27 protein-coding genes and 3 pseudogenes are annotated in these 25,746 nt (G+C 59.2%); 18 read left to right on the top strand and 12 right to left on the bottom strand.

All coding sequences use genetic code 11. The features are described from left to right. Nucleotides 1-53 precede the first annotated feature (53 nt). The 7 genes from CPter91_RS13725 to CPter91_RS13700 all read right to left on the bottom strand — a co-directional run bounded on the left by CPter91_RS13725 (nt 54) and on the right by CPter91_RS13700 (nt 3,969). Nucleotides 54-611: a plasmid pRiA4b ORF-3 family protein gene (locus tag CPter91_RS13725; RefSeq protein WP_061941211.1), complete on the bottom strand. Its 558-nt coding sequence runs from the start codon at nt 609-611 to the stop codon at nt 54-56. A 55-nt stretch (nt 612-666) separates the two neighbouring features. Continuing rightward, nucleotides 667-2,226, bottom strand: a complete 1,560-nt coding sequence (gene tnpC, locus CPter91_RS13720; protein WP_061941209.1) for an IS66 family transposase — start codon at nt 2,224-2,226, stop codon at nt 667-669. Between the two features lie 29 nt (nt 2,227-2,255). Then, complete coding sequence (gene tnpB / locus CPter91_RS13715; protein ID WP_061941207.1) at nt 2,256-2,603, bottom strand: IS66 family insertion sequence element accessory protein TnpB; 348 nt, start codon at nt 2,601-2,603, stop codon at nt 2,256-2,258. Further along, complete coding sequence (tnpA, locus tag CPter91_RS13710) at nt 2,600-2,983, bottom strand: IS66-like element accessory protein TnpA (protein ID WP_150119692.1); 384 nt, start codon at nt 2,981-2,983, stop codon at nt 2,600-2,602. Before tnpA ends, tnpB begins: the two co-directional genes overlap by 4 nt. Before the next feature lie 45 nt (nt 2,984-3,028). Next, nucleotides 3,029-3,298 carry an isochorismatase family protein gene (locus CPter91_RS27580; protein WP_335340099.1) on the bottom strand — a complete coding sequence of 90 codons (270 nt, stop codon included), beginning with the start codon at nt 3,296-3,298 and terminating at the stop codon, nt 3,029-3,031. Continuing rightward, on the bottom strand, nt 3,283-3,525 hold the full coding sequence (locus CPter91_RS27575) for an isochorismatase family protein (RefSeq protein ID WP_335340098.1): 243 nt from the start codon (nt 3,523-3,525) through the stop codon (nt 3,283-3,285). Before CPter91_RS27575 ends, CPter91_RS27580 begins: the two co-directional genes overlap by 16 nt. A gap of 93 nt (nt 3,526-3,618) precedes the next feature. Further along, nucleotides 3,619-3,969, bottom strand: coding sequence for a DUF805 domain-containing protein (locus tag CPter91_RS13700; RefSeq protein WP_061941202.1), 351 nt, complete (start codon nt 3,967-3,969; stop codon nt 3,619-3,621). A 413-nt stretch (nt 3,970-4,382) separates the two neighbouring features. On the opposite strand from CPter91_RS13700, the pseudogene CPter91_RS27735 reads away from it, so the two are divergent. Both CPter91_RS27735 and CPter91_RS13695 read left to right on the top strand, forming a co-directional pair. After that, nucleotides 4,383-5,393, top strand: a pseudogene (locus CPter91_RS27735) (S8 family peptidase); the annotation flags it as partial. Next, nucleotides 5,376-7,273: pseudogene (locus CPter91_RS13695) on the top strand (autotransporter family protein). The pseudogenes CPter91_RS27735 and CPter91_RS13695, both read left to right, overlap by 18 nt. Before the next feature lie 54 nt (nt 7,274-7,327). Here CPter91_RS13695 and CPter91_RS13690 read toward each other — a convergent pair. After that, nucleotides 7,328-7,576: an H-NS histone family protein gene (locus CPter91_RS13690; protein ID WP_061941200.1), complete on the bottom strand. Its 249-nt coding sequence runs from the start codon at nt 7,574-7,576 to the stop codon at nt 7,328-7,330. 233 nt (nt 7,577-7,809) lie between these two features. Here CPter91_RS13690 and CPter91_RS13685 point away from each other — a divergent pair, with 233 nt between their 5' ends. Together CPter91_RS13685 and CPter91_RS27355 are read left to right on the top strand one after the other, a co-directional pair. Continuing rightward, nucleotides 7,810-8,211: a hypothetical protein gene (locus CPter91_RS13685; RefSeq protein ID WP_061941198.1), complete on the top strand. Its 402-nt coding sequence runs from the start codon at nt 7,810-7,812 to the stop codon at nt 8,209-8,211. Nucleotides 8,212-8,530: 319 nt separating this feature from the next. Next, nucleotides 8,531-8,704: a hypothetical protein gene (locus CPter91_RS27355; protein WP_236905813.1), complete on the top strand. Its 174-nt coding sequence runs from the start codon at nt 8,531-8,533 to the stop codon at nt 8,702-8,704. A 16-nt stretch (nt 8,705-8,720) separates the two neighbouring features. Here CPter91_RS27355 and CPter91_RS13675 read toward each other — a convergent pair whose 3' ends face one another. Beyond that, a complete protein-coding gene (locus tag CPter91_RS13675) occupies nt 8,721-9,077 on the bottom strand; it encodes a hypothetical protein (RefSeq protein WP_061941196.1) in 357 nt (118 codons plus the stop codon). A 281-nt stretch (nt 9,078-9,358) separates the two neighbouring features. On the opposite strand from CPter91_RS13675, the gene CPter91_RS13670 reads away from it, so the two are divergent. Then, nucleotides 9,359-10,192, top strand: a complete 834-nt coding sequence (locus tag CPter91_RS13670; RefSeq protein ID WP_061941195.1) for an isocitrate lyase/PEP mutase family protein — start codon at nt 9,359-9,361, stop codon at nt 10,190-10,192. Nucleotides 10,193-10,302: 110 nt separating this feature from the next. Then, on the top strand, nt 10,303-10,752 hold the full coding sequence (locus tag CPter91_RS13665; RefSeq protein WP_061946222.1) for a DUF1178 family protein: 450 nt from the start codon (nt 10,303-10,305) through the stop codon (nt 10,750-10,752). Between the two features lie 42 nt (nt 10,753-10,794). On the opposite strand, the gene CPter91_RS13660 is transcribed toward CPter91_RS13665, so the two are convergent. From CPter91_RS13660 to gmk, 3 genes are all read right to left on the bottom strand, one after another. Then, nucleotides 10,795-13,080, bottom strand: coding sequence for a RelA/SpoT family protein (locus CPter91_RS13660; RefSeq protein ID WP_061941193.1), 2,286 nt, complete (start codon nt 13,078-13,080; stop codon nt 10,795-10,797). A gap of 110 nt (nt 13,081-13,190) precedes the next feature. Further along, complete coding sequence (gene rpoZ / locus CPter91_RS13655; RefSeq protein ID WP_014006295.1) at nt 13,191-13,394, bottom strand: DNA-directed RNA polymerase subunit omega; 204 nt, start codon at nt 13,392-13,394, stop codon at nt 13,191-13,193. A 57-nt stretch (nt 13,395-13,451) separates the two neighbouring features. Then, complete coding sequence (gene gmk, locus CPter91_RS13650; protein WP_061941191.1) at nt 13,452-14,096, bottom strand: guanylate kinase; 645 nt, start codon at nt 14,094-14,096, stop codon at nt 13,452-13,454. 294 nt (nt 14,097-14,390) lie between these two features. Here gmk and CPter91_RS13645 point away from each other — a divergent pair, with 294 nt between their 5' ends. The 12 genes and pseudogenes from CPter91_RS13645 (at nt 14,391) to CPter91_RS13590 (ending at nt 25,734) form a co-directional block, all read left to right on the top strand. After that, the gene (locus tag CPter91_RS13645) at nt 14,391-14,642 is read left to right on the top strand and encodes a DUF2164 domain-containing protein (protein ID WP_061941189.1); all 252 of its coding nucleotides are present in this window, start codon (nt 14,391-14,393) and stop codon (nt 14,640-14,642) included. 108 nt (nt 14,643-14,750) lie between these two features. Further along, nucleotides 14,751-16,211, top strand: a complete 1,461-nt coding sequence (gene thrC, locus CPter91_RS13640; protein ID WP_061941188.1) for a threonine synthase — start codon at nt 14,751-14,753, stop codon at nt 16,209-16,211. A 62-nt stretch (nt 16,212-16,273) separates the two neighbouring features. Beyond that, a complete protein-coding gene (locus CPter91_RS13635) occupies nt 16,274-17,497 on the top strand; it encodes a molybdopterin molybdotransferase MoeA (protein ID WP_236905812.1) in 1,224 nt (407 codons plus the stop codon). A gap of 34 nt (nt 17,498-17,531) precedes the next feature. Then, on the top strand, nt 17,532-17,789 hold the full coding sequence (gene moaD, locus CPter91_RS13630) for a molybdopterin converting factor subunit 1 (RefSeq protein WP_061946220.1): 258 nt from the start codon (nt 17,532-17,534) through the stop codon (nt 17,787-17,789). 28 nt (nt 17,790-17,817) lie between these two features. After that, complete coding sequence (gene moaE, locus CPter91_RS13625) at nt 17,818-18,306, top strand: molybdopterin synthase catalytic subunit MoaE (protein WP_061941183.1); 489 nt, start codon at nt 17,818-17,820, stop codon at nt 18,304-18,306. Next, complete coding sequence (gene crcB, locus CPter91_RS13620) at nt 18,303-18,677, top strand: fluoride efflux transporter CrcB (RefSeq protein WP_061941181.1); 375 nt, start codon at nt 18,303-18,305, stop codon at nt 18,675-18,677. Before moaE ends, crcB begins: the two co-directional genes overlap by 4 nt. A gap of 237 nt (nt 18,678-18,914) precedes the next feature. Beyond that, nucleotides 18,915-19,124 (top strand): hypothetical protein, encoded by a 210-nt coding sequence (locus CPter91_RS13615; protein WP_061941179.1) that lies wholly within the window; start codon nt 18,915-18,917, stop codon nt 19,122-19,124. Nucleotides 19,125-19,294: 170 nt separating this feature from the next. Beyond that, a complete protein-coding gene (clpB, locus tag CPter91_RS13610; RefSeq protein ID WP_061941178.1) occupies nt 19,295-21,898 on the top strand; it encodes an ATP-dependent chaperone ClpB in 2,604 nt (867 codons plus the stop codon). 399 nt (nt 21,899-22,297) lie between these two features. After that, nucleotides 22,298-23,968, top strand: a complete 1,671-nt coding sequence (locus CPter91_RS13605) for a sensor domain-containing diguanylate cyclase (RefSeq protein ID WP_236905811.1) — start codon at nt 22,298-22,300, stop codon at nt 23,966-23,968. 26 nt (nt 23,969-23,994) lie between these two features. Continuing rightward, entirely contained in the window at nt 23,995-24,489 is a 495-nt protein-coding gene (gene rraA / locus CPter91_RS13600) for a ribonuclease E activity regulator RraA (RefSeq protein WP_061941174.1), read from the top strand. Between the two features lie 272 nt (nt 24,490-24,761). Next, a pseudogene (locus CPter91_RS13595) lies at nt 24,762-25,413 on the top strand (RNA polymerase factor sigma-70); the annotation flags it as partial. Nucleotides 25,414-25,482: 69 nt separating this feature from the next. Then, complete coding sequence (locus CPter91_RS13590; protein ID WP_061941172.1) at nt 25,483-25,734, top strand: MbtH family protein; 252 nt, start codon at nt 25,483-25,485, stop codon at nt 25,732-25,734. The last annotated feature ends 12 nt before the right edge of the window (nt 25,735-25,746 follow it).

Raw genomic sequence — 25,746 nt, 5'->3', positions numbered from 1 at the left:
TATTGCCGGTAAGCGTCGCTCCGCGACCGTCTTGACGTATTCAAGAAGGAGAATTACCCCTTCAGTCGCCGGATGCGCAAGTTTGCGGAGTTGATATCGAATCCTTCCGGATCGAATGCGCCGCCGACCCAGCGCAACATGTCGATATGCTGCTCATGTTTGGGATCAGCGATGGCGTTGACGAATTCACCGTAGCCAGGGATTCCGCCGACGTCCTCCGGGGGGCAAGCGCGTTGACCAGCCACGCAAAGCGAACCCTTCCATGCAGGATTTGCGTCTTGCACATTCTCCACCACCACCCGGTGCAGCCAATCGTCGCCGAAATCGTATTCGTAGACGAATTCGCGTATGTTCCCGGCAAGCACGGACGATAGCTTGATTCCCTTCTCGTCGATCAGCGTCATGTCGCCATACGGATCAGGTTCGCCATACTGTTCAGCATCGATATGAAATTGATGCAAGTGAGAATTGGTCCAGCCCATGGCGCCCTGGATGGCGCGATGTAGTTTAGGCAAGGTGATCGTGGTCGGCACCAGCAAGCGGCGCCAGATCAAAGGCTCAATACGCGTCAGTTCGAGACGCAAACTATAGTAGTTTGTCGGTAGGCTCATGCCGAAATTATAAAGCAGTGTGACGACGCAAAGAACCGTGCGTCAATCGCGAAGTTTAAACAGCGAGATGCGCTGGGACGGCCAGCATCGATGCGACATTCCAAGGCAGGAATTCGTCAACTCGATTGACCGGATGGTCAGCGATGTGCGTGAGCACATGACGCAGATACGCTTCGGGATCAATGCCGTTTAACTTGGCAGTGCCGATCAGCGTATAGATCGCTGCGGCCCGCTCCCCACCGCTGTCGGCTCCAGCAAACAGGTAGTTGCGTCGTCCAATCGCAATTGCGCGCAGCGCACGTTCGGCAGCCGAATTATCAATCTCGACGATTCCGTCGTCACAATAGCGCGTCAGCGCTGGCCACAAGTTCAGGGCATACATGATCGCCGCCGTCGTATCGGATTTGCGCGATAGCGTTCCCAGGATGGCTCGCAACCAGGCCTCTAAGTCATCCAGCAATGGACGCGATCTTGCGCGGCGCACCGACAAGCGCTCATCGGGCGGCTGGCCCCGAATGTCCGCTTCAATCACGTACAACTCTCCGATACGGCGCAGGGCCTCGGCCGTTACTGCCGACGGCCGCGCATCGTGCAGATCGAAGAATTTGCGCCGGGCATGCGCCCAACAAGCTGCTTCGTGGATGCGACCGGTCTCATAGACGGCGTTGAAGCCGGCATAAGCATCAGCCTGCAGGATGCCGGCAAAGGGAATCAAATGTGTCTGCGCATGGATGCCTTTGCGGTCCGGCGTATAGGCGAACCAGACAGCCGGCGGGATCGTTGCGCCGGAAGGCCTGTCATCGCGCACATAGGTCCACAATCGGCCCGTCTTGGTCTTGCCATTGCCCGGGGCCAGTACCGGTACCGGCGTATCGTCGGCATGCAGTTTATGACCGGCCATGACGTGGTGGCGTACCGCATCGACCAGAGGACGCAGCAGATTGCTGGAGGCACCGACCCAGTCGGCCAATAGCGACCGGCTCAATTCCACACCCTCACGGGCATAGATCACAGATTGCCGGTACAACGGCAAATGATCGGCAAACTTCGATACCAGAACATGGGCCAGCAGGCCGGGACCGGCCATGCCGCGTTCGATGGGCCGGCTCGGCGCCGGAGCTTGCACGATGCTATCGCAGCAGGCGCAAGCCAGTTTGGGACGAATATGGCGGATCACCTTGAAGCTGGCGGGAATGAATTCCAGTTGCTCTGATACATTTTCGCCTAACTGACGCAGCTCACCGCCACAATCGGGGCAGGCGACAGCGTCGGGCCTGTAAACCTTCTCTTCGCGGGGCAGATGCGATGGCAATGGCTTGCGCTCCGGACGGGTACGTATGGCACGCCCGCGACGCTCCATCTCTACAGCGGCCTCTTCCTCATCGGCCTGCAAATCTTCCAGTTTTAATTCCAGTTGTTCGATCTGGCGATCGAGCTTCTCGGATTTACGACCGAACTGCATGCGTTTGAGTTTGGCGATGAACAATTTGAGTTGTTCGATCTCGACCTTGCGGCCAGATAGTTCTTCACGCAGGGCTTCGACCATGTCGTCGCGCTCGCGGATCATGGCTTTTAAGGCGTCGATATCGTCAGGGAGGGCGGCGTGCGAGGGCATGTCGGTAGTTTACGTAAAGGCGGGGATGTTTACAAGCCTGACTGGGGGCGTTGAGTACGTTCCGGACGCCGCCAGTCTATCCCTTCGATGAGCATTGATAGCTGTGCCTGACTCAGATGCACGGTGCCGTTGCGTGCCTGCGGCCAGACAAAGTATCCGCGTTCCAGGCGCTTGGCGAGCAAACAAAGGCCATCGCCGGTCCACCACAGCAGCTTGACGATATCGCCGCGCCGGCCACGGAACACAAAAACATGGCCGCTGAACGGATCTTCTTCCAGCGCAGTCTGCACCTTGGCAGCGAGTCCATTGAAGCCGCAGCGCATGTCGGTTACGCCGGCGACAATCCAGATGCGTGTTCCTGCTGGCAGGCCGATCATGCGCTGAGATGTTCCAGGACCATGCGCAGTGCGCCGGGATCGACAGCACCAGTCAGGCAAACTCGACCTTTCGGGAGGTGCAGCTCGATGGTCCCGGTTGCCGTGATCGGTGATTCTGCTACGGCGGGCATCACTGCTACATCGGTGTGGCTGAGCATGACCGGAATGAGCGTCGAGGCGATAGACTCTGAATGTCGTTTGCCCTGATACTCCCGCATCCATTTGAATACCTGGTTAGTATTAAGATCATGGGCGCGGGCAACACGGGAGACGGAAGCGCCGGGTGCCAGAGCCTCTTCGGTAATGGCCTTCTTCTGCGTGGCCGTAAAGCTCCGACGTTTCGGTTTCGTTGGTTTGGGTTCGGGCGGTATGTAAGGCATAGTGTCCACTATCGATAGCGGACACCATCGTCGCGGATCATAAAGTCAGTGTCCAGACGGCGGTGAGACGACGCTTACTATTGCCGTGATTTTCACGCCGAAACTGTCGACATTCGGCAAGGTCGCATTTTCATGTGTGCGTATCTGCTGTCCGCTGGCATGCGGCTTGTCGTGGGTGGTATGGGCATCGGACACCAGGGTGACCGGGTATCCCTGCGCTGCCGCGCTGCGGACCGTGGTGTCGACACAGAATTCCGAGGCATAGCCGCAGATCACCAGATGGTCAACCTGCCATGCGGTCAGCAGCTCTCGCAACTCGGTACGGAGGAAGGAGTCGCTGGTCTTCTTGCGCAGCCTGGTGAGTTGTACTCAAGTGGACTGTCGGCTTCTTCATGCTGGACAAAAACCACCGGCGCACCCGCGGCGCGCGCCTTGGCGGTCAGGGCGTTGATGCGCTCGATCACCGCATCGGCTTCAAACGGCCGCCGGCTTCCTTCAAAAAGATCGTGCTGGACATCGATGATTAACAGAGCGGATTTCATATTGTCCTGCAGATGGAAGGCGGGCATCCCGCCAGGTTTTTAGTGTGCGGCATCCGCCAGAATGCAAGACGGGCACCGCTGTTTGCGGGATTTTCAGGTTTCCGGCAGTGCCTGGCTGGCCGGCGCCGAACCGAATCTGTTTGGCTCTTTCGGTTCCTGGATCAGGAAGTAGATTTCAATGATCCAGCCCAGGACTGGGATAAACCCCAGCAACTGCCACCAGCCGCTACGATCCGTATCGTGTAAACGGCGTGCTGCCACAGCGATGGAGGGCAGCAGCGTGGCGAGGGTGAAAAGCCCGCTCAGCTTATTGCTGACTACACCTGCGGCAACCGTTCCCAGCACGAGAAAAAGCATGAACCACCAGTATTCGGAGCGCGATGCTCTGCCATTGAAATCGACATACTTGGAAAAGCAGATCTTGATTGATTCTGTGAATGTCATGTTTATCCCCCTGAAGTTGTGCCGGCATGAGCATTACCCCCGTTTGTGACGGCGCTGATGCCCATGGAGTTCGGTAAGGTTACCGGAGAGTAATAATAACAAAAGCCGCCACGATTCTCATTAAAAGTTAATCGATCGCAAATGTGCCAGGTTTCGCCTTGGCGCAATCCAATCCCGCGTCACATCCTCTCCCGCACCGCTTCTTTGTGTGGCTATATCGCCGCATAAATATATCCATAGAGAAATATTTCCCAAGGGAAATGAAAATACGAAGAAAAGGCGCGCATACTAAATTGCCGCAAGGAAACAAACAAGCTTATTGCTATGGATGCACGACTGAGTATGTGAATGCAGCAGGCCGATATGCCGATCACTGATCGGGTTGAAGTTAATGCACATATGTGGGAGGCGTTATGGGAATAGAATTGTCTCGCCGGAATTCGCTGTCGACTATCTCTGTTGCTGTATTGGTAATGATTTCGGGTTGTGGCGGAGGCGGGGGCGGCAGCAGCAATCCCGGTCCCGTCGCTACTCCAGTGCCCAGCACACCGCCTGTTGCCATCCCGCCACCCGCTACGACTGTGCCGCCAGTCACCACTACTCCTGCACCGCCCGGCAATTCCAGTTCTGTACCGCCAGTGGTGACGCCACCGCCAGCCATGCTGAATGTGCTCGATCCCAGCAATGTTGCCGCCGCTCGCGCGCAGGGGGTGACTGGCGCTGGCGTTACAGTGGCTGTGATGGATACCGATTTTGATGTCAGCGATCCGCAATTCGCCGGACGCATAAGCAAGACTGTGTATAACACCAGCGGCGCCGACGGCAATATGCACGGCACTGAAGTGGTCGAAGCCTTGGCCGGCAATACCTTGGGCGTGGCCTCCGGCGTATTCGTGCAGGCTGTTGCGGCTGGTACCAGTGGCGATAATGTCCTGCTCAACAGCCAGATGTATCAGGACATGTTCGCCAAGGGCGTGCGGATTTTCAACCAGTCCAATGGCATCAGTGCGACCGGCGCCTCGGTCGGCCAGGCGCTGGCTCTGCACGCCATGTACCAGCCGCTGGTAGCGCAGCAGGGTTTGTTTATCTGGTCTACCGGCAATGAGGGCGCAGCACAGCCGAATTTGAACGCCAGCTTGCCTAAACTCTTCTCTGATTTGGAGACTGGCTGGCTGGCCGTCACCGCCGTCAACGCCGCCGGCGGCAGCAACGGCTACAGCAGCAGCGACAAGGTGCCCGGCATGATTTCCAGCTACGCCAACCGTTGCGGCGTCGCCGCCAACTGGTGCCTGGCGGCGCCCGGCGACTTCATTTCCCGCAGCAGCGGCGGCCGCGTCTTCGGCACTTCCTTTGCCGCACCAGCGGTGACCGGCGCTGCCGCCCTGGTGCAGCAAGCCTACCCGTGGATGAATGCCGACCTGATTCGCCAGACCATCCTCTCCACCGCCACCGACATGCACGATACGGCGACTTACGGTTGGGGGCTGCTGAACGCCAGCAAGGCGGTTAATGGCCCGGCATTGTTTGCGCAGAGCTTGGCGCTGGGACCCAACGTCAATGTCCAGTTCGACAATGCCTCCTCCGTGTTCAAGAACGATATCGGCGGCGATGCCGGCCTCAACAAAAGCGGCAGCGGCCAGTTGACCCTGGCCGGCAACAATACCTATCTGGGCGACAGCAATGTCCTCGGCGGCAGCCTGAACATTACTGGTGCGGTGGCCTCGAATATTAATGTCGGCAGTCTGGGCCGGCTCTCTGGCGCAGGCGGCGCCGTGCATGGCAATGTCCTCAACAGCGGCCGCCTCGACAACAGCGGCGCCGGCCTCGCCATCGGCGGCAACTACGTCGCCACGCCGAATGCCGTGCTGGCCAATCAGCTCAATACCACGCTGACGGTCGGCGGCGCGGCCATCCTTGCCAATTCGCATCTGGTGGCGACCACGCCGGCCGGCAGCAGCGATCCGTCCGGCTACGTCACCCGGCAGGTGGGTGTTGCCAGGGTGCTGACGGCAGGCGGTGGCGTCAGCGGCCAGTTCAGCACGCTCAGCTTCGAAGCCGACGGCGTCAGCTTTACGCCAGGCGTGTTCATCGCCGCCAGCTTGTCTTACCAGGCCAAGGAAGTCGACCTGCAGATCAGCCGCACCAATGCCGTCGTCATGGCCGCGCAGGCTTTCGGCAAGGACGCCACCCGTAACAATGCGGCTGCTGCCCTGGAGAGCGGCTTGCAGGCGGCCGACCAGATGGTCGCCAGCGGCAATGTCGGTGGCGTGAACGGCCAATTCCTGGCCAGTGCCGCCGCCGTGCAGAAGAGCGCCAGCGTGGCGGTCGCCGGGCAGGTGCTGGATAGCCTGTCGGGCCAGATCCACGCCTCGGCGCAAGCCTTGACCTTCCAGCAATCGCAGGCCGTCAACCGTGACCTGGCCAACCGTTTATCGATGCTGGGCAGCCAAGCCGACAGCCATGACGGCAGCGGCCTGTGGGTCAGCGCCCTGGGCGCGTCCGGCAAGCTCAGCCAGAGTGGCTATGCCAGCGGCGATACGTCCTTGTGGGGCGGCCAGTTCGGGGTTGATACCCGGCTCGGTGCCAGCACCATTGTCGGCGCGGCGATCGCCTACTCGGACAGCAAGGCCAGCTTCGACAGGTTCGGTGGGCAATCGAAGAGCCGGGATACCGGTGTCTCGCTGTATGGCCGCCACGGCTTTGGCGAGCAGGGCTGGTATGTTTCGGGCCGGGCCGGGCTGGCCACCATCAACAGCACGGTGACGCGCGAGGCGCTGATCGGCAGCAGCACGCAGAACCTGAGCGCTGAGCATACCGACGATCTCTGGTCGGCCTATGCCGAAAGCGGCTACGTGCTGCCGCTGTCCGCCAGCAGCCGCTTGACGCCTTACGCCGGTCTCGCCTACGACCGCCTCAAGCGCGGCGGCTTTACCGAAAACGGCGGCGTGTTCGGCTTGACGGCGGCCAGCCAGGCGTACCGGCAAACGGCGGGATTGCTGGGCTGCGTGGCGACACCAGCTTCCAATGGGCGGGCGGCATCAGCGTACTGCAAGCCTATGCAGCCTGGCAGCACGCTTTCAACGACGGCAATCTGGATTTCAACGCGGCTTATGTGGGGGCGCCGGCGGCGGGCTTTACTGTGCAGGGGATAGGTCTGGCGCGCAGCAGCGGCTGGCTGGGGCTGGGCTTGAATACGGCGGTGGACAAGCGCTGGGGCTGGTATCTGAATTACGATGCGCAGCTCGGCAGCGGCGGCTTGCGCAACAATGTGTTTGCGCTGGGGTTGCGTTTCGCGCTGGAGTGATATGAATGGCGGTTGTCGTCAATGGCAACCGCCTGATATCAGCGCAGCGGATAATTACATGTCGCTGCCTGCTGGCGCCTCTTCAGCGGCAGGCGTCATTGCCGGCGCTTCATCTGCCATCGACGGTGAGGTTTTCATGACGCGCTTCTTGCCCATCAGGCCGAGGTCGGCGCCGGTGATGCCATATTCCTGCATCTTGGTTTTAATCTCGGTAATCACGTCAGCGATTTCGGCCTGACGCAATTCTTCTGCCTGTTTCCTCAATTGCTCGATTTGCGCTTGCAGTTCTTTGTAGGTCGTCATTTCTATTGCTTTCTTTCTGCGTTTTGGACGGGCAAGTATACCGCAAGCAGAGTGCGCATGAATTGCCTGCCCGGATCCGGTTTTTCGCCACGAGATTGTTGCGCGCTGATACAAGCTGTTGCAAAGATTACTGAATTGTATCGACCATTCGGCCGGCACAAACTATATTGAATACAGGGAGACACTTTGTGACGCCGCCTCGGGTGGCAGCATGGGAAGTAAGAGGTCTTGCTATGAAAAAATTGATGATTTTGTGGCTGGCCGCGCTGGCGCTGATATTCTCGGGCGCTGCGGGCTCGGCGTTTGCCCGCAATGATGGTGGCCATGGCGGCGGTTTTCACGGCGGCGGCGCGCAGTTCCATGGCGGCGGCATGCGCTACGGTGGCGGGCCGCAGGCCCACCACGGATTCCACCGCTTCAGGGATTTTCATGGCCGTGGCGTGATCGTGATCGGCGGACCGTTTTTCTGGGACCCTTACTATTATGACCCGGCGCTTTATCCGGCGGGCAGCGCTTATATTGCGCCCGACGGCAATTACAGCTACTACTGTAACAATCCTGCCGGCTACTATCCTGAAGTGCCAAGCTGTCCGAGCGGATGGTTGCGCGTGGTCCCCGGCGACCCCGCCTATTGAAGAGGTAAAACGGTCGGCCTGGCCGTGATCGAAGCAGAAAAACGCTATCTTCGGGTAGCGTTTTTTTAATCTCCAAGGATAAAGTCTAAGCCAATTTCTGAGCGCCTGTCTTGCTGCCAGCCGACATGGCAGGTAACATGAAGCCCTGAATAATTAGACTTTCTATCCCGGAGAAAAGCATGTCCATCCATATGATTGAAGCAGTGCGTTTTAATGTCGAAGGCGACCGGGTTGAGGAAGTGCGCTGGGGACGGCCAAGCCGCAGGACGACGGCTCTATCGGTTGGGAACACAAGACCGCCGAGCAAGACGTCAGCCTGGTGGTGGATGCGCTGCATTTCGGCGACGAAGTGGCGACGGCGTTTTCCGTGGATGGCAAGATTGTGCGTGGGCCCAGTATCGCGCTGGTGATCTACGAGCACGGCATCGAAGGCATCGGCATCGCTGAGCGTGACGCATCTGGCCGTACCTTGGCCGATTTGCCGCGTTTTTAATCTTCAGCTAAAGGCGTCAGAAGCTGCTGGACGATGCCGGACCCTGGGTAGCGCTGGTGTGGATCTGGTTGCCACCGGCCAGTTCGCCGCGGTTTTCCCGCCACTGCTGGCGTTGCCATTCCAGCTGGCTCCATTGGTCGGCACGGCGTCTTTCCCATTCATTGCGTTCGCGCCAGACCGGCGCCACCGTCTGCGACGGCGGCGCCATGAGCAGTGCCTGCGGATGCACTCCTGTAACGTTCAGCGCCGGCGGCGCAAACAAGGGCGCCTGGCCTGCAACCGGCTGGCCGGTGCCGTTGTCGGCGGCGACCGCCTTTTCTGGCGTTACCGCCGCAATCGCTCCAAGGAGCAGTACCAGCAGTATTTTTTCCATACGACCCTCCGCTTGGCCAGCCTGGATAAAAAATAGCCGGCGGTAAAGTGTTGCGAGTGCATCTTCAGGATTTCATTCTAGGAAACAAAGCGGCGCTAAGCTAATAGAGAATCGCTTGCAGGCTGCGTTTTTTTGTCCTCTTTGGCAATCGGCTGCATCGAATAGTTGCTGGTGGTAATGTTTATCTTCTGTTGGCTGTAAAAGTTGTTTTCAGGAATCAATAATCAACAGGGGTTTTCCAGGATAAGTCGTTTGAAACGATTTCATATCGGAGATATTGCATGCGATCGCAGATAGAGAAAGCCAGGATTTTCCAGCAGCTCCACGCACGCGAAGGCGCCTTCATCATTCCCAATCCCTGGGATATCGGCAGCGCCAAACTGCTGACTTTGCTGGGATTTGAGGCGCTGGCCAGCACTAGTGCCGGCTATGCGTTTTCGCGCGGCTTGACAGACGGCGCTATCGGCCGCGAACAAATGATGGCGCATCTGAAGGAATTGGCGGCGGCTACCGATCTGCCGCTCAGCGCGGACTTGGAAAACGGCTGGGGTGACTCCCCCGGCACGGTGGCGGAAACTATCCGGCTGGCGGCAGCTACCGGCATCGTCGGCGGTTCCATCGAAGACGCCAGCGGCCAGCCTGACGATCCGATCTACTCGCTGGAACTTGCGGTTGAGCGCATGCGTGCAGCTGTCGAGGCGGCACGCTCGCTGGATTTTCCGTTCACGCTGACCGCGCGCGCAGAAAATTTCCTGGTTGGCCGCACCGACCTGAAGGACACCATCGAACGGCTGCAAGCCTATCAGGATGCCGGCGCCGACGTGCTGTACGCACCCGGCCTGAAAAGCAGGGAAGACATTGCCGCGGTGGTTGGTGCGCTGGACAAGCCGGTGAACGTCGTCATGGGATTGCAAGGCGTGCAGCTCAGCCTGCAGGAGCTGGCGCAGATCGGCGTCAAGCGGGTCAGCGTCGGCGGTTCGCTGGCGCGCGCCGCGCTTGGAGCTTTCCTGAGGGCCGCTGAGGAAATGCGTGATCATGGCACGTTTTCCTATGGCAATGAGGCGGTCGGGACACGCCAGATCAGCGAGATGCTGCTGGCGGCAAACAAGCTTTAGGCAGCAAAGTGCTTGATTAAGTTATATGCTGGTAGAGTCTGCTGACAGATAAGGCAGGCCACGACACTAGTGTAAGATCCATGCTTTTCCGCGCCGACGAATGCTGCATCATGAAAGTCTACAATTTAGCTTGTGAACAGAATCATCGCTTCGAGGGCTGGTTTGGCTCGGAAGATGATTTTCTCTCGCAATCGGCGCGCAACCTGATTGTCTGTCCACTCTGTGACAGCGTTAAAGTGGAAAAGCTGCCGTCGGCGCCGCATTTGAATCTTTCCGCTGCCAGGCCGCCGGCCGGTGCGCGCAGCCAGCCGCCGCAGCATTCGCCGGCTGTGGCGCAGATGCAGAAACGCCTGGCGGAGATGGCGCGCCATGTCATGGAAAACACAGAAGATGTGGGTGAAGGATTTGCTGAAGAAGCGCGCCGGATCCACTACAAGGAAGTGCCGGAGCACGGGATTCGCGGCGTCGCCACGGCGGAGGAGTGCGATGAACTGGCGGACGAAGGCATCGACGTGTTCCAGTTGCCTTTGCCTACCTCGCGTAAAACGACCCTGCAGTAAGCCGCGGCCGCATGCAGGGCGATTGGTCGCCTGGCGGCTTGCTTAGTTCCGGTCGCGCAGGATCCTGGTGACGCCACGGATGCGGCGCACATTGCGCATCAGTCGCGCCAGATGCACGCGGTCTTCCACCTGGATAGTGAACACCAGTTGCGTCATCAGCTGGTCTTTGTCGTCGTCCATGTTGACATAGATGATGTTGGCGTCGGAATCTCCGATTTCAGCAGCCACCCGCGCCAGGATGCCCTTGTCGTTATGCACCAGGACCTTGATGCGGCAATCGAAGCGGCGGTTCAGGTCCTCGCCCCACAACACTTCGATCCAGCGGTCTGGATCCTTGTTGCGCTGGCGCTTGGCGATGTTGCAGTCTTCCGCATGCACCACCAGGCCTTGGTCGCGCTTCAGTTGGCCGGTGATATGGTCGCCCGGAATCGGTTGGCAGCACGGCGCCAGCTGCACCGAAATGCCTTCGCTGCCGTAGATCACCACCGGATCCATCTTGGCCGGCGTCGCGACGCCCTCCATGTCGAGCAGCGGCGTCAGCAAAGGCTCGTTTTCCAGCAAGCCCATGATATGACGCGCCACCAGGGTCGCCATGCGTTTGCCGACGCCGATGTCGGCGTAGATCTCGTCCAGTGACTTGGCGCTCGATTCATTGAGCAAGCGATCAACAACTACCGGCGCCAGTGCCGGATTCAGGTTGAGCGTCGCCAGTGCTTGCGACAGCAGGCGTTTGCCGAGTTCTACCGATTCACCCAGGTTGATGGTGCGCAGATGATGACGGATCGCAGAACGGGCCTTGCCCGTGCGCACGAAGCTGAGCCAGTTGGGGCTGGGGCGCGAACTGGTCGAGGTAATGATTTCCACGATGTCGCCGTTATGCAGCTCAGTGCGCAGCGGCGCCGGTTCATGGTTGATCTTGGCGGCGATGGTCTGGTCGCCGACATCGGTGTGGATGGTGTAGGCGAAATCCAGCGCCGTGGCGCCGCGCGGCAGGGCGATGATCTTCGATTTCGGCGTGAACACGTAAACCGAATCGGGAAACAGGTCGACCTTGACGTGTTCCAGGAATTCGGCCGAATCGCCGGTCTGCTTCTGGATATCCAGCAGCGACTGCAGCCAGGCATGGGTGCGCTGCTGCAGGTCGCTCAGGTTGCCTTCCTCATCCTTGTACAGCCAGTGCGCGGCAACCCCGGATTCGGCGACGCGATGCATGTCCTGGGTGCGGATCTGGAATTCCACCGGCGTGCCGTAAGGGCCAATCAGCGTAGTGTGCAGCGACTGGTAGCCGTTCAGCTTGGGAATCGCGATGTAATCCTTGAACTTGCCAGGCATCGGCTTGTACAGCGCGTGCAGGGTGCCGAGTGCGAGATAGCAATTGGCGAAGGTGTCGACCACGATGCGGAAGCCGTAGACGTCCAGCACCTGGGAAAACGACAAATGCTTGTTGTGCATCTTGCGGTAGATGCCGAACAGGCTCTTCTCGCGGCCGTCGATCTGGGCGTTGATGCCGGTGGCGGCCAGCGTGGTGCTGACCGATTCCAGGATCTTGCTGACGACCTCGCGGCGATTGCCGCGCGCTGCCTTGACCGCTTTCGCCAGAGTGCGGTGACGCAGCGGATACAGGTGCGAAAATGCCAGTTCCTGCAGTTCGCGGTAGATATTGTTGAGTCCGAGCCGATGCGCGATCGGAATGTAGACCTCCATGGTCTCGCGCGCGATGCGGCGTTTCTTTTCCGGGATCATCACGCCCAGCGTGCGCATGTTGTGCAGGCGGTCGGCCAGCTTGACCAGGATCACGCGGACATCGCGCGCCATCGCCAGCAGCATCTTGCGGAAATTCTCCGCCTGCGCTTCGATCTGACTCTGGAATTCGATCTTGTCCAGTTTCGATAGGCCATCGACCAGGGTCGCCACCGGTGCGCCGAAGCGCTCGATCAGCTCGTCTTTTTTGACATCCTGATCTTCCATGACGTCGTGCAGCAGGGCGGCCATGATGGCTTGCGCGTCCAGCTTCCAGTCGGCACAGATTTCGGCGACGGCGATCGGGTGTGAAATATAGGGCTCGCCGGATTTGCGCATCTGACCCAGATGCATTTCATCCGAAAAGCGATAGGCTTCCTTGACCTTCTTCAGCTCGGCTGGGGTCAGGTATTCGGCAAGCTTGGTGGTCAGGTGCGTAATCGAGGCGACGCCGGGCTGGAGGGCGGGCTGAGGATCTGGCAAGGGGGGCGTATTAGCAGGTTTTCTGGCTGAGCGGGGGGAGGCCGCCCGTTTTTTTGTGGTTGCGGCTGATGATGACATGCTTGAATCTGGAGATGTCAGGTTCATACTGGGTCGATGGCAGCCGCATGAGTTTTATCAATTGCAGGACAGAGTCGCGGAGTCGCTAAAGCGTGGCGCATTAGTGACGCAGCAACGCTGCCCTCAATTCATTCAAATTAACCAGGTACCTTCTTGAGCATTTCAATGCCGATCTTGCCGGCAGCGATTTCACGCAGGGCAACCACGGTTGGCTTGTCCTTGGCGTCGATCTTCGCAGTGTGGCCTTGCAGCAGTTGGCGTGCGCGATAAGTCGCGGACAGCGTCAGCTGAAAACGGTTAGGGATCTGTTTCAGACAATCTTCGATAGTAATGCGGGCCATATAATTCTCCAGAATGCGGTACTGCCAATTGGTGGTTGAATACCAGTTGGCTAAATATTAACTTAAATTTGCATGGATGCCCAGTTGGGCGAACAAAGACGCGTTCCGCACTGCCTGTTGCGAAAAGCGGCAGCGAGTCGCTTTGACAATCGCTGTTAATTCCGACAGAGCAGATGCAAACTCTTGATTAATAATAACATATTCAAACTCGGGGGCGTGCGCGATTTCACCGCCGGCGGCAAGAATGCGGCGCGTGATGACCTGCGGTTCGTCCTGGCCGCGCTTTTTCAGGCGCTCTTCCAGCGCTGCGATGGACGGCGGCAGGATGAAAATCCCGACGGCGTGCGGAAACTGCTTTTTCACCTGCTGGGCGCCTTGCCAGTCGATTTCCAGCAAAACGTCGGTGCCGGACTGCATTTGCTCCGCAATCGCCAGGCGCGAAGTGCCGTAGTAATTGGTATGCACTTCAGCCCATTCCAGGAATTCGCCCTGCTTATGGCGGGCGCGGAAATCTTCCACCGTGGTGAAGTGGTATTCACGGCCATCTTGTTCACCCGGGCGTGGCGGCCGCGTAGTGTAGGAAATCGACAGCTTGATCGTTTGTTCCTGCGCCAGCAGCGCATTCACCAGCGTCGATTTGCCGGCGCCGGAAGGGGCGACCACCATGAACAGGCTGCCCGACATCGGGTGCTCGTCCGGCATGGCCGAGCTGTTGACCAGGTCGGCTGATGGAGTAGGTAGTGGAGGTGTCATAACAATTGAAAGATGTGCAAGTCGTCAGGTATGCAAAATACCCGATTATGTAAGTGTGACATTGTATCAGCGTGGCAATAAGGCTGCAGCGTGGATTTGTATCTTTCATGAATGGCGCGCTCGTCAGGTATATTGGTGTAGTGATAACGCCGGGCCGGCGCTTGGTGTACATTTACGGGTTTCCCAAAAAGCGCAGAGATTGTCGATGCGCTGGATGATGTACAACAGACAAGGATCAAGACAGTGGCGATCAAATTACAGCAAGCGGAACAGAAGGACCTGGTCGGTTCGATTCAGCGCTATTTCAAGGAAAACATGGAAGAGCCGATCGGCGATCTGAAGGCTGGCATGCTGCTCGATTTTTGCCTGCAGGTGATCGGCCCTGCCATCTATAACCAGGCGATCGCCGATGCGCAGGCGCATATGGAAGCAAAAGTCGCCGACCTGAGCGTCGAATGCTACGAAGAGAGCGGCCACTACTGGAAGAAAAAATAAGCCCGGCCAAGCGCCGCGGTTGCCGCCAAAGCTGACAGCGGCAGGGTAGCGGACGCTATAATGCATGCAACAGCCTATCTTCATCCCCTTACCAACGCCATCCACACTATGCATTATGTTTCGACTCGCGGCCACGCAGCCGCACAAAATTTTTCCGAAATCCTGTTGGGCGGCCTGGCGCCGGATGGCGGCTTGTACTTGCCGGCTGAGTATCCGCAAGTTACTTCGGCCGAACTGGATCAATGGCGCACCTTGTCCTATGCTGACCTGGCGTTTGAAGTGCTGAAGAAGTTCGCCACCGATGTGCCAGAGGCCGATTTGCGTGAGCTGGCGCACAAAACCTATACTGCGGATGTCTATCGCAACGCGCGGACCGGCGAGGACGCTGGCCAGATCACGCCGCTCAGCGTGCTGGAAGAAAAAGACGGCAGCAAGCTGCTGCTGCAAGCCTTGTCGAACGGCCCGACGCTGGCCTTCAAGGACATGGCGATGCAGTTGCTCGGCAATCTGTTCGAGTACACCCTGGCCAAGAATGACGCCAAGCTGAACATTTTCGGCGCCACCTCCGGCGATACCGGCAGCGCCGCGGAATATGCGATGCGCGGCAAAAAAGGCATCCGCGTCTTCATGCTGTCGCCGCACAAGAAGATGAGCGCCTTCCAGACCGCGCAGATGTTCAGCCTGCAGGATCCGAATATTTTCAACATCGCGGTCGAAGGTGTGTTTGACGACTGCCAGGACATGGTGAAAGCGGTCTCCAACGACCACGCCTTCAAGGCCAGCCAGAAAATCGGCACAGTCAATTCGATCAACTGGGCGCGCGTGGTGGCGCAGGTGGTGTACTACTTCCGCGGCTACCTGAGCGCGACCACCAGCAATGCGCAGAAGGTTTCCTTTACTGTCCCGTCGGGCAATTTCGGCAATATCTGCGCCGGCCACATCGCCCGCATGATGGGCCTGCCGATCGACAAGCTGGTGGCCGCCACCAACGAGAACGATGTGCTCGACGAATTTTTCCGCACCGGCATCTACCGCGTGCGCAAGTCGGCCGAGACCTATCACACCAGCAGCCCGAGCATGGACATCAGCAAGGCCTCCAATTTCGAGCGCTTCATCCACGATCTGCTGGATGGCGACAGCGAACGCGTGCGCGCCTTGTTCCACAAGGTTGAAACCGCGGGTGGCTTCAATTTGGCCGGCGGCCCCGGCAGCGATGGCGACGAGTTCACCAAGATCGCCCGTTTCGGCTTCCAGTCCGGCAAATCCACGCACCAGGACCGGCTGGCTACCATCCGCGACATCCAGCAACGCTATAACGTCACCATCGACACCCACACCGCCGACGGCGTCAAGGTCGCGCGCGAGTATATGGTGCCTGGCGTGCCGATGATCGTGCTGGAGACCGCCTTGCCGGCCAAGTTCAATGAAACAATCCGCGAAGCGCTGGGACGCGATGCGCAACGGCCGGCCGGCTTTGAAAACATTGAAGCGCTGCCGCAGCGTTTTGAAGTGATGGCGGCCGACGTCGCTCAAGTCAAGCGCTTCATTGCGGGGCACACCGGTTTATAAGCTATAAACAAGCTGCAAACAAGCTGCAACGAAAGCGCTAGAAAATGATGCAAAAGCCACCGATGTTAACCGTCGCCGAAGCCCTGGCCGTGCTGCTGGCGGCCGACCGCCCGCTGGCCGAAGGTGCTGCCGCCGAGCTGGTGCCGACGCTGGAAGCGAACGGCCGGGTGCTGGCCGCCTCCCAGGTCTCGCAGCTCAACGTGCCGCCGGCGGACAACACGCAGATGGACGGTTACGCAGTGCGCGCTGCCGATTGCAGCAGCGGTGCGGCGCGCTTGCCTGTGTCGCAAAGGATTCCGGCCGGCCACGTCGGTGCGCCGCTGGCCGCCGGCACCGCGGCAAGGATCTTTACCGGCGCCATGATTCCGGCAGGCGCCGATGCAGTAGTGATGCAGGAAATGTGTGAAGCCGAAGGCGACGCCGTCGTGATCAGGCATGCGCCGAAATCCGGCGAATGGGTGCGCCGCGCCGGCGAGGATATCCAGAGCGGCAGCGAGATCCTGGCGGCGGGCACGCGCCTGCGGCCGCAAGATCTCGGCCTGGCGGCATCGGTAGGGCTGGAAAAACTGCCAGTGTTGCGCCGCTTGCGGGTAGCGATGTTTTTCACCGGCGACGAACTGACCATGCCTGGCCAGACCCTGAAGCCGGGCGCGATCTACAACTCTAACCGTTTTGTCCTGCGCGGCTTGCTGGAAAACCTCGGCTGCGAAATCACCGACTACGGCATCGTGCCGGACAATCGGGAAGCGACCCGCGACGCCTTGCGCCGGGCGGTTCAGGAACACGACCTGATCCTGACTTCGGGCGGTGTCTCGGTCGGCGAAGAAGACCACGTGAAGCCGGCAGTGGAAGCCGAAGGGCGTCTCAATATGTGGCAAATCGCCATGAAACCGGGCAAGCCGCTGGCCTTCGGCGAAGTGCGCCGCGTAGAAGGCGGCAATGCTTTCTTTATCGGCTTGCCGGGTAATCCAGTCTCCAGTTTCGTCACTTTCCTGATTTTCGTGCGCCCCTTCATCTTGCACCAGCAAGGTGTGGCGGCGGATGCGCTGGCGCCGCAGGCGCTGGCCATGCGCGCCGATTTCGATTGGCCGAAGGCGGACCGCCGCCAGGAATTCCTGCGGGTAAAAATCAACGCCGGCGGCGGCCTCGATCTGTTTCCGCACCAGGGCTCGGGGGTGCTGACTTCCGCGGTCTGGGGCGATGGCCTGGTCGATAATCCGGCCGGGCAGACCATTGCCCGCGGCGACATCCTGCGCTTCCTGCCGTTTTCTGCTTTGCTGCAATAAGCATGGGTTGAGCCTGTTCAATAACGAGAATGCAATGAAGATCGAATTACGTTTTTTTGCCAGCCTGCGCGAGACGCTCAAGCAGTCGCAGGAAGTGCTGGAGTTGCCTGAGGCAGCGACCACGGTTGGCGCCGTGCGTGCGCATTTGCGCGCCCGCGGCGGCGTCTGGGCAGAAGCGCTGGCCGACGGCCGGGCGCTGCGGATGGCCTTCAATCAAGAGCTGGCGAACGCCGACACCGTCGTCACCGACGGCGGCGAAGTCGCATTTTTCCCGCCGGTCACCGGCGGCTGATTTCCTTGCCCGCAATGAGGTCCTGATCATGCCAATCCGCGTCCAGACTGAAGATTTCGATTTCGCCACCGAGCTGGCGCAGCTGCGGCAGGCCAATCCCAGGATCGGCGCCGTCGTCAGTTTCCTCGGCACTGTGCGCGATCTGAACGACGGCAGCAGCGTCGCCCAGATGGAGCTTGAGCATTATCCCGGCATGACCGAAAAGGCGCTCACCGCCATCGTCGCGCAGGCCAAGCAGCGTTGGGAAATCTTCGATGCGCTGGTCATCCACCGCATCGGCCCCTTGCTGCCGCAGGACCAGATCGTACTGGTGGCGGTGACCTCGGCGCATCGCGGCGATGCCTTCGCTGCCTGCGAATTCATCATCGATTATCTCAAGACCGAAGCGCCGTTCTGGAAGAAAGAACACACCGACCAAGGCGCGCGCTGGGTAGACGCCCGCAGCAGCGACGATGAAGCGCTCGCAAAATGGGAGCAGGACGGCTTGCCTTTGCCTATGCGCGAAAGCAAGAAGTGAGCTGGCTGGCAGTCGGCATTGGCGCTGTTTTAGGGGCCTGGCTGCGCTGGGGCGCGAGCGCCTGGCTTGGCGCTTACCAGAATCAGTTGCCATGGGGTACTTTGCTGGTCAATCTGGCTGGTGGCTACCTGGCTGGCCTGGCTGTAGCGTTTTTCGAATCGCACCCGGCGCTGCCGATGGAATGGCGCTTGCTGGTGATTACCGGTTTCCTGGGCGGCCTGACCACTTTTTCCACCTTTTCAGCCGAATCGATGGTGTTGCTGCAACACGGCGAATACGGTTGGTTCCTGAGCCACACTGTGCTGCATCTGTTCGGTTCCATCCTGCTGTGCATCGCCGGCTTCGCGACTTATCGTGCCTTGACCTCCTAGTTTCAGAAATTCCTTAGCCAAGTCGTCGGAAACAGGTAAAAAAATTGTTTAAGATGACACAATTGAATGTGTCCGTTGAGGTACTACCGCGTTTGCCTCAGCATATCTGATGACTTCGGGAGGGCGTAGTTGGAAGCCAAATCTAAAGTGCCATGCTTGAGGAGCGAAATTGGCAACAGAAGAGTTCCGCCCGCGCCTTCATTTGACGGCGGCGATGGTGGTGGCTATGATGACGGAATGGAAACCAGAGTAGGCAAGCTCGAAGAATTTGTGAGCGACGCGCGGGATCGCCTGACGCGCATAGAGACGCGCCTGGACCAGACCGCGACCAGCGCCGAGATGCACAAGGAGATGACAGATCAAACCTGGCGTCTGGCGAGCTTTGTGTGCGGCTTCGGCACTGCGCTGGTGGCGGCGACCTACTTCATGGCGACGCAGGTCAGGTAGCCTGCACTGCAACGATTCTCCGGGCCCTTCCATGCGAAGGGCTTTTTAACGTCTTGTCCAATGCTATCCTCTCTTTAACTGCGACTTTTCCTCAGTTTAGTTTGTCCATGCGCGCTTGAAATCAGCCGGCATGTCCCAATTTTCTATCCATCAGATATTTTGGAGGAACCATGCGTTTCGATAAATTAACCACGAAGTTGCAGGAAGCGATTGCCGACGCCCAGAGCCAGGCAGTCGGTAACGATAATCAATACATAGATCCGGTGCATGCCCTGATCGCCTTGCTGAACCAGGACGATGGCAGCGCCACCTCGCTGCTGCAGCGCGCCGGCGTCAATGTGGCCGCGCTGGGCGCCGGACTCAAGACCGCGCTGGACCGCCTGCCCAAGGTCAGCGGCAGCGGCGGCGAAGTGCAGATCGGCCGCGAGCTGCTGGCCTTGCTCAACCTGGCTGACAAGGAAGCGCAAAAACGCGGCGATCAGTTCATCGCCAGCGAAATGCTGCTGCTGGCTCTGCTCGACGACAAATCCGACGCCGGCCGGCTGGCGCGCGAAAACGGCCTCACCCGCAAGGCGCTGGAAGCGGCCATCACCGCCGTGCGCGGCGGCGCCAATGTCGCTTCGCAGGATGGCGAAGGGCAGCGCGAAGCCTTGAAAAAATACACCCTGGACCTGACCGAACGGGCCCGCCTCGGCAAGCTCGACCCGGTGATCGGCCGCGACGATGAAATCCGCCGCGCGATCCAGATCCTGCAGCGCCGCAGCAAGAATAACCCGGTGCTGATCGGCGAACCCGGCGTCGGCAAGACCGCCATCGTGGAAGGCCTGGCGCAGCGCATCGTCAATGGCGAAGTGCCTGACAGCCTGAAGTCGAAGCGCGTCCTGTCGCTCGACATGGCATCCTTGCTGGCCGGCGCAAAATTCCGCGGCGAGTTTGAAGAGCGCCTGAAAGCGGTTCTGAAGGAAATCGCCCAGGATGAGGGGCAGACCATTGTCTTCATCGACGAGTTGCACACCATGGTCGGCGCCGGCAAGGCGGAAGGCGCGATGGACGCCGGCAACATGCTGAAGCCAGCCCTGGCGCGCGGCGAGCTGCATTGCGTCGGCGCCACCACGCTGGACGAGTATCGCAAATACATTGAGAAAGACGCCGCGCTGGAACGCCGTTTCCAAAAGATCCTGGTGGACGAACCTAGTGTTGAAGCCACGATTGCGATCTTGCGCGGCTTGCAGGAAAAATATGAAGTCCACCACGGGGTGGAAATCACCGACCCGGCGATCGTCGCGGCAGCGGAATTGTCGCACCGCTACATCACCGACCGCTTCCTGCCCGACAAGGCAATCGACCTTATTGATGAAGCGGCCGCCAAGATCAAGATTGAAATCGATTCCAAGCCGGAAGTGATGGACAAGCTCGACCGCCGTCTGATCCAGCTCAAGATCGAGCGTGAAGCCGTGCGCCGCGAAAAAGACGAAGCGTCGCAGAAACGTTTCGCCCTGATCGAGGAAGAAATCGAAAAGCTGTCGCGCGAATACGCCGATCTGGAGGAAATCTGGAAATCGGAGAAAGCCAGCGCTCAGGGCAGCAAGCATCTGAAAGAGGAAATCGAGAAGCTGCGCCTGCAGATCGACGAGGCTACCCGCAACAGCGACTGGCAAAAAGTGTCCGAGCTGAAGTACGGCAAGCTCAACGAACTGGAAAAAGCGCTGGAGACGCAATCGAAGCAGGACGCGCTGGCGGCGCAGAATCCGGATCCTGACGGCAAGCCGCAGCTGGTGCGGACCCAGGTCGGCGCCGACGAAATCGCTGAGATCGTGTCGCGCATCACAGGCATTCCAGTGTCCAAGATGCTGCAGGGCGAACGTGAGAAGCTGATCAACATGGAGGCAGAACTGCACCGCCGCGTGGTCGGCCAGGACGAAGCCATCGTCGCCGTGTCCGATGCTATCCGCCGTTCGCGCGCCGGCCTGAGCGATCCTGACCGGCCGTACGGTTCCTTCATGTTCCTGGGGCCGACCGGGGTCGGCAAGACCGAGTTGTGCAAGGCGCTGGCCACCTTTCTGTTCGATAGCGCCGATTCGATGATCCGCATCGACATGAGTGAATTCATGGAAAAGCACTCGGTGGCTCGCCTGATCGGCGCGCCGCCTGGCTATGTCGGCTACGAAGAGGGCGGTTACCTGACCGAACTGGTGCGGCGCAAGCCCTACAGCGTGATTTTGCTGGATGAGATTGAAAAAGCTCACCCGGACGTCTTCAATGTGTTGCTGCAGGTGCTGGACGACGGCCGCATGACAGACGGCCAGGGTCGTACCGTGGATTTCAAGAATACGGTTATTGTGATGACATCGAATCTCGGTTCGCACCGGATCCAGGCGATGGAAGGTAGCGATCCGGCAGTGGTTAAGATGGAAGTCATGGCGGAAGTAAGGAACCATTTCCGTCCGGAGTTTATCAACCGTATAGATGAAATCGTGGTGTTCCATGCGCTCGACGAGAAGAACATCGGTGCGATTGCCTTGATCCAGCTGGATATACTGAAGCAGCGCCTGGCGAAAATGGACATGGGCCTGGACATCTCGGAAGCCGGGCTGCAGAAAATCGCCGAGGCTGGCTATGATCCGGTGTACGGAGCACGGCCGCTGAAGCGGGCAATCCAGCAGCAGATTGAAAATCCTTTGTCGAAATTGATTCTGGAAGGGAAATTCGGGCCGAAGGAGATTGTTCATATAAATGTTAACAATGGTGAGATAGTTTTCAAAACATCAACTTAAGCCCGGATCTCTCCGCTGCAAAAGAGTAAAATCGCAAGCGGCTTCATCCTGTTGCTATATAAAGGTCACATGGCGCCGCCGTGTGGCCTTTTTTCAGATTGACGCGGTTCAAACTGTTGTCTTGGTCTTGTAATAATCGAATGTTATAAATTATTCATTTAACACTGCCGTGACGCAGCAGTGCGCAGGTAACACCAAGATGCAGTAGTAGTTCTTTAAGTCGGATATTGCCGATTTTTGTGTTATTTCGAGGCAATTTTGAAGCGAACTTCACTGCAACGCTTATTCATTTTGCCGTTTGCAGCGCTATTGTTATGTCTAGCCGTATCAGTCGGCTGGCTTCTTTATCAGGCAGGTCAGGATGCAACCGATGCGTTATCGCAAAAGGTCCTGGCAGACATGATGGGGGGCATCAACAGTGCAATCAACAGGCAACTCTTCGACGCCGGAGCGGCGTTGCGCGTCGTCGCGCCTGATCAAATCGCCGATGCCGTCAACAAAACGCCGACGCCGATTCCCTTTCCCGCCAATGTGCGCCGGCTGGAAGAGCGCATGTGGATTGCCAGCGGCCTGTTCCCGACGGTCGGCGGCTTCATCGGTTTCGCTGGCGTGGACGGCCATTTCGTCGGCATCCGCCGCACCGCCGCCAATGAATTCCGGGTCCGCCTGCGTGGCGCCGGCGACGAGCCCAGCCATCTGTACCGCAGCCGCGGTCCGGCAGTGGAAATGACTTTCCTGGAAACCGAGGAATACGAGCCGCGCACGCAAAGCTGGTACCTGAATGCCGCCAGCCAGAAGAAAGATGCCTGGTCGCCGGTGTTTATCGAAGCCGCCAGCAATGAGCCGGCGCTGATGCTGGCGCGGCCGGTGTTTGACGTCAGCCATGAGCTGCTTGGCGTGGTAGCCAGGGAACTGTCGCTGAAGCCACTGAGGGAATACCTGCAGGCGCTGCCGATGGACCGCAACGGCGTAGCCTATATCGTCGAGCGCAACGGCGACCTGATTGCCGCCTCGAATGGTGAAAACGTGTTCCTCCTCGATTCCCACGACAAGAACCTGCGCATCAGGAACGGACTCGCCAGCGTCGCTTCACCGTTTATGCGTCAAAGCTGGCAACTGGTGCAGAGCTATCTGCAGAAGCATCCCGGGGTGACGCCGATCACCGATCCGGTGGTGCCGCCGGCAATCAATCCGCCCAAGCCCGGCAAGCTGATCATCGGCGCCTTTCCCAGTTCCTCCGGCCCGATCGAAGTGGCCGCGCAGCTGCACCGCGATGCCGCCGGACTGGAATGGATCGCGGTGGTCGCCTTGCCGCGCTCGGATTTCTGGGGCGCGATCAACTCCAGCGTCTACAAAAGCCTGTATCTCGGCCTGCTGGTGATTCTGCTGGCTTTGCTGGTCGGCTACGGGATCTTGCGCTGGGCCCTGCGCGATATCCGCAAGCTGACGCTAGCAGTGCGCAGCATCGGCAGCGGTCGGCCGTTTGCTAAGCTGAATATCGACCGCAAAGATGAGATCGGCGAGCTGGCCGAGAGCTTCCAAGAGATGGAGCGACACCTGAGCACCGATCGCCTCACCAGTTTACTGAACCGCGATTCGTTGATTGCGCAAATCGAATTCCGCCGCCGCACCGACGTTGAGCCGCAGCTGTTCCGCTTTGCGGTGCTGTTCGTCGACCTTGACAAGTTCAAGCAGGTCAACGATCACTACGGTCACGATGAAGGCGACCGGGTGCTGATCGAGGTCGGCCTGCGCCTGCAGAATGCCTTGCGCAAAGAAGATGAAGTGGCGCGCTTCGGCGGCGATGAATTCATCGTCTACCTGCCGGGCGTGGCCGATGAAGAGTCGGCGCTGGCGATTTCGGAAAAAATCTACGCGGTGCTCAACAAGCCGATCCTGATGGCCAACGGCGACCACTGCCAGATCGGCGCTTCCATCGGCGGCGCGCTGTATCCGGCCGATGGCCTTGACCTGGAAACCTTGTTGAAAGTCGCCGACAAGCGGATGTATAGTGTCAAGAAATTCGGCGGCCTGACGTTTTCAGCCAAGCCGCCGGACGAACCAGCCTGAACCACCTTGCCTGCGACGGAGATGTCATGACTTTTTCCACCTGCGACCTGTGCGACGCCAACGAAGACAAGCTCGGCAGCGCCGCCCTGGCGGTGTTGCCGCCGGTGTTTATTGCCCTTGGCAAGCGGCAGGCGTTTTGCGGCCCGGCGCGTACCCTCAAAGTGCATGAAGACAATGTACTGGTGCGCAGCACGCTGGAAACCGCCGGCGACGGCCAGGTCCTGGTGGTCGACGGCGGCGGTAGCCTGCGTTGTGCACTGGTCGGCGGCAATCTCGGCGTGCTGGCGCAGAAAAACGGCTGGGCCGGCATTATCGTCAACGGCTGCGTGCGCGACTCGGCCGAACTGAATGCCTGCGACATCGGCATTCGCGCACTGGCGCTGCACCCGCAGCGCAGCGTCCGCAAGGGGGTAGGGGAACGCGACATCAGCGTCTCGATCGCCGGCGTGACTATCACGCCAGGCGCCTGGATCTATGCCGACGCCGACGGCGTGCTGGTAGCCGCGCAAAAACTCGCCTGAATGCCTTTGGCCGCTGCGGCCTGTTCTGTACAATTTCCGTTGTCGATACAACTGCAAGCGGCTTTTGAGCTTGTTTGCGGCATCTCCATGCGTGTCACGGATAGCGCTTCTGCCTCGCTGACCGCATTTCTTCCTTCCGCATGAAGCACATGGCGGTGCCATTGCCTGCGTAGTAAATCCCTAAAAGTCATAAGGTCATAAGTTAATCTTACTGAGAATGATTCGTATTTGTGTTATCTTTCAACTTCGTCTTAACGGAACGGAGTGAATTCATGGCGCGATTGCGTAAGGGAGCGGGGTGTTCGGTAGCGGGATCGCTTTCCACTTTCAATGCCAATGCATCGTTTCCCGCCGGCCCGTTGCTGGACATCCTGATCGCCAACCGGCCGATGTTCATCAACGTCGCGCGCGGCTTTGTCGGCTGTGTCAGCCGCGCGGAAGACGTGGTGCACGATGTGTACGTCAAGCTGGCCGACTTGCCGGGCCAGGATGCAGTGCGACAGCCGATCGCCTACGTGATGCGGATGGTGCGCAACGCTTCCATCGACGCCTGCCGCCGCCAGAAGCTTGAGAATATCTACCATGCCGATGAAGACAGTGGCCTCGACATGCCATCGTCGGAGCCGTCGCCCGAGGCTGCGCTGGAGCTGCGCGACACCTTGCGCCACGTGTTCGACGCGCTGGACAGGCTGCCGGCCAGGAACCGCGCCGCCTTCGAGATGGTGCGCTTTCGCGATGAAACGCTGCAAAGCACGGCGCGTGCGCTGGATGTGTCGCAGACGCTGGTGCACTTCATGGTGCGCGACGTTGAAAAGCATTGCTCCGACTGCCTGGCAGCCTGTGACCGCGGCGCCGCTTTGCCGGCATTCCACGGCAGCTCCGCCCGCCAGAGTAAAAAAACGCATATCCCAATCGTCTATTGATAAAGGACGCCAATTGGGCAGGTTTACGCCCGGCGGCCATTTCCCGAACATTCCTGGAGCGAATCTGATCATGAGCCAAACACAAAATCCCCCCGCCGCCGCCAAACAGGCGGATGAAGATATCTATACCGTGGTCATCAACGACGAAGAACAGTATTCGATCTGGCCGACATTCCGCGCGGTGCCTGCCGGCTGGCGCGAAGTGGGCGTCAGCGGCGCCAAAGATACCTGCCTGGCGCATATCGAGACAGTCTGGACCGACATGCGTCCGGCAAGCTTGCGTCGCCATATGGATGAAGCGGCTGCATCGAAGGCGCACTAATTCAGCGCGACA

Source organism: Collimonas pratensis (assembly GCF_001584185.1).
GTDB lineage: Bacteria > Pseudomonadota > Gammaproteobacteria > Burkholderiales > Burkholderiaceae_D > Collimonas > Collimonas pratensis.
This window is presented reverse-complemented; position numbering and strand designations above follow the sequence as displayed.

Bases quoted from the DNA above. Each gene is read 5' to 3' on its own strand.
- CPter91_RS13725 (WP_061941211.1), bottom strand. From the start codon at position 611: ATGAGCCTACCGACAAACTACTATAGTTTGCGTCTCGAACTGACGCGT.
- tnpC (WP_061941209.1), bottom strand. From the start codon at position 2,226: ATGCCCTCGCACGCCGCCCTCCCTGACGATATCGACGCCTTAAAAGCC.
- tnpB (WP_061941207.1), bottom strand. From the start codon at position 2,603: ATGATCGGCCTGCCAGCAGGAACACGCATCTGGATTGTCGCCGGCGTA.
- tnpA (WP_150119692.1), bottom strand. From the start codon at position 2,983: ATGCCTTACATACCGCCCGAACCCAAACCAACGAAACCGAAACGTCGG.
- CPter91_RS27575 (WP_335340098.1), bottom strand. From the start codon at position 3,525: ATGAAATCCGCTCTGTTAATCATCGATGTCCAGCACGATCTTTTTGAA.
- CPter91_RS13700 (WP_061941202.1), bottom strand. From the start codon at position 3,969: ATGACATTCACAGAATCAATCAAGATCTGCTTTTCCAAGTATGTCGAT.
- CPter91_RS13690 (WP_061941200.1), bottom strand. From the start codon at position 7,576: ATGACGACCTACAAAGAACTGCAAGCGCAAATCGAGCAATTGAGGAAA.
- CPter91_RS13685 (WP_061941198.1), top strand. From the start codon at position 7,810: ATGAAAAAATTGATGATTTTGTGGCTGGCCGCGCTGGCGCTGATATTC.
- CPter91_RS13675 (WP_061941196.1), bottom strand. From the start codon at position 9,077: ATGGAAAAAATACTGCTGGTACTGCTCCTTGGAGCGATTGCGGCGGTA.
- CPter91_RS13670 (WP_061941195.1), top strand. From the start codon at position 9,359: ATGCGATCGCAGATAGAGAAAGCCAGGATTTTCCAGCAGCTCCACGCA.
- CPter91_RS13665 (WP_061946222.1), top strand. From the start codon at position 10,303: ATGAAAGTCTACAATTTAGCTTGTGAACAGAATCATCGCTTCGAGGGC.
- CPter91_RS13660 (WP_061941193.1), bottom strand. From the start codon at position 13,080: ATGAACCTGACATCTCCAGATTCAAGCATGTCATCATCAGCCGCAACC.
- rpoZ (WP_014006295.1), bottom strand. From the start codon at position 13,394: ATGGCCCGCATTACTATCGAAGATTGTCTGAAACAGATCCCTAACCGT.
- gmk (WP_061941191.1), bottom strand. From the start codon at position 14,096: ATGCCGGACGAGCACCCGATGTCGGGCAGCCTGTTCATGGTGGTCGCC.
- thrC (WP_061941188.1), top strand. From the start codon at position 14,751: ATGCATTATGTTTCGACTCGCGGCCACGCAGCCGCACAAAATTTTTCC.
- CPter91_RS13635 (WP_236905812.1), top strand. From the start codon at position 16,274: ATGTTAACCGTCGCCGAAGCCCTGGCCGTGCTGCTGGCGGCCGACCGC.
- moaD (WP_061946220.1), top strand. From the start codon at position 17,532: ATGAAGATCGAATTACGTTTTTTTGCCAGCCTGCGCGAGACGCTCAAG.
- moaE (WP_061941183.1), top strand. From the start codon at position 17,818: ATGCCAATCCGCGTCCAGACTGAAGATTTCGATTTCGCCACCGAGCTG.
- CPter91_RS13615 (WP_061941179.1), top strand. From the start codon at position 18,915: ATGGAAACCAGAGTAGGCAAGCTCGAAGAATTTGTGAGCGACGCGCGG.
- clpB (WP_061941178.1), top strand. From the start codon at position 19,295: ATGCGTTTCGATAAATTAACCACGAAGTTGCAGGAAGCGATTGCCGAC.
- CPter91_RS13605 (WP_236905811.1), top strand. From the start codon at position 22,298: ATGATGGGGGGCATCAACAGTGCAATCAACAGGCAACTCTTCGACGCC.
- rraA (WP_061941174.1), top strand. From the start codon at position 23,995: ATGACTTTTTCCACCTGCGACCTGTGCGACGCCAACGAAGACAAGCTC.
- CPter91_RS13590 (WP_061941172.1), top strand. From the start codon at position 25,483: ATGAGCCAAACACAAAATCCCCCCGCCGCCGCCAAACAGGCGGATGAA.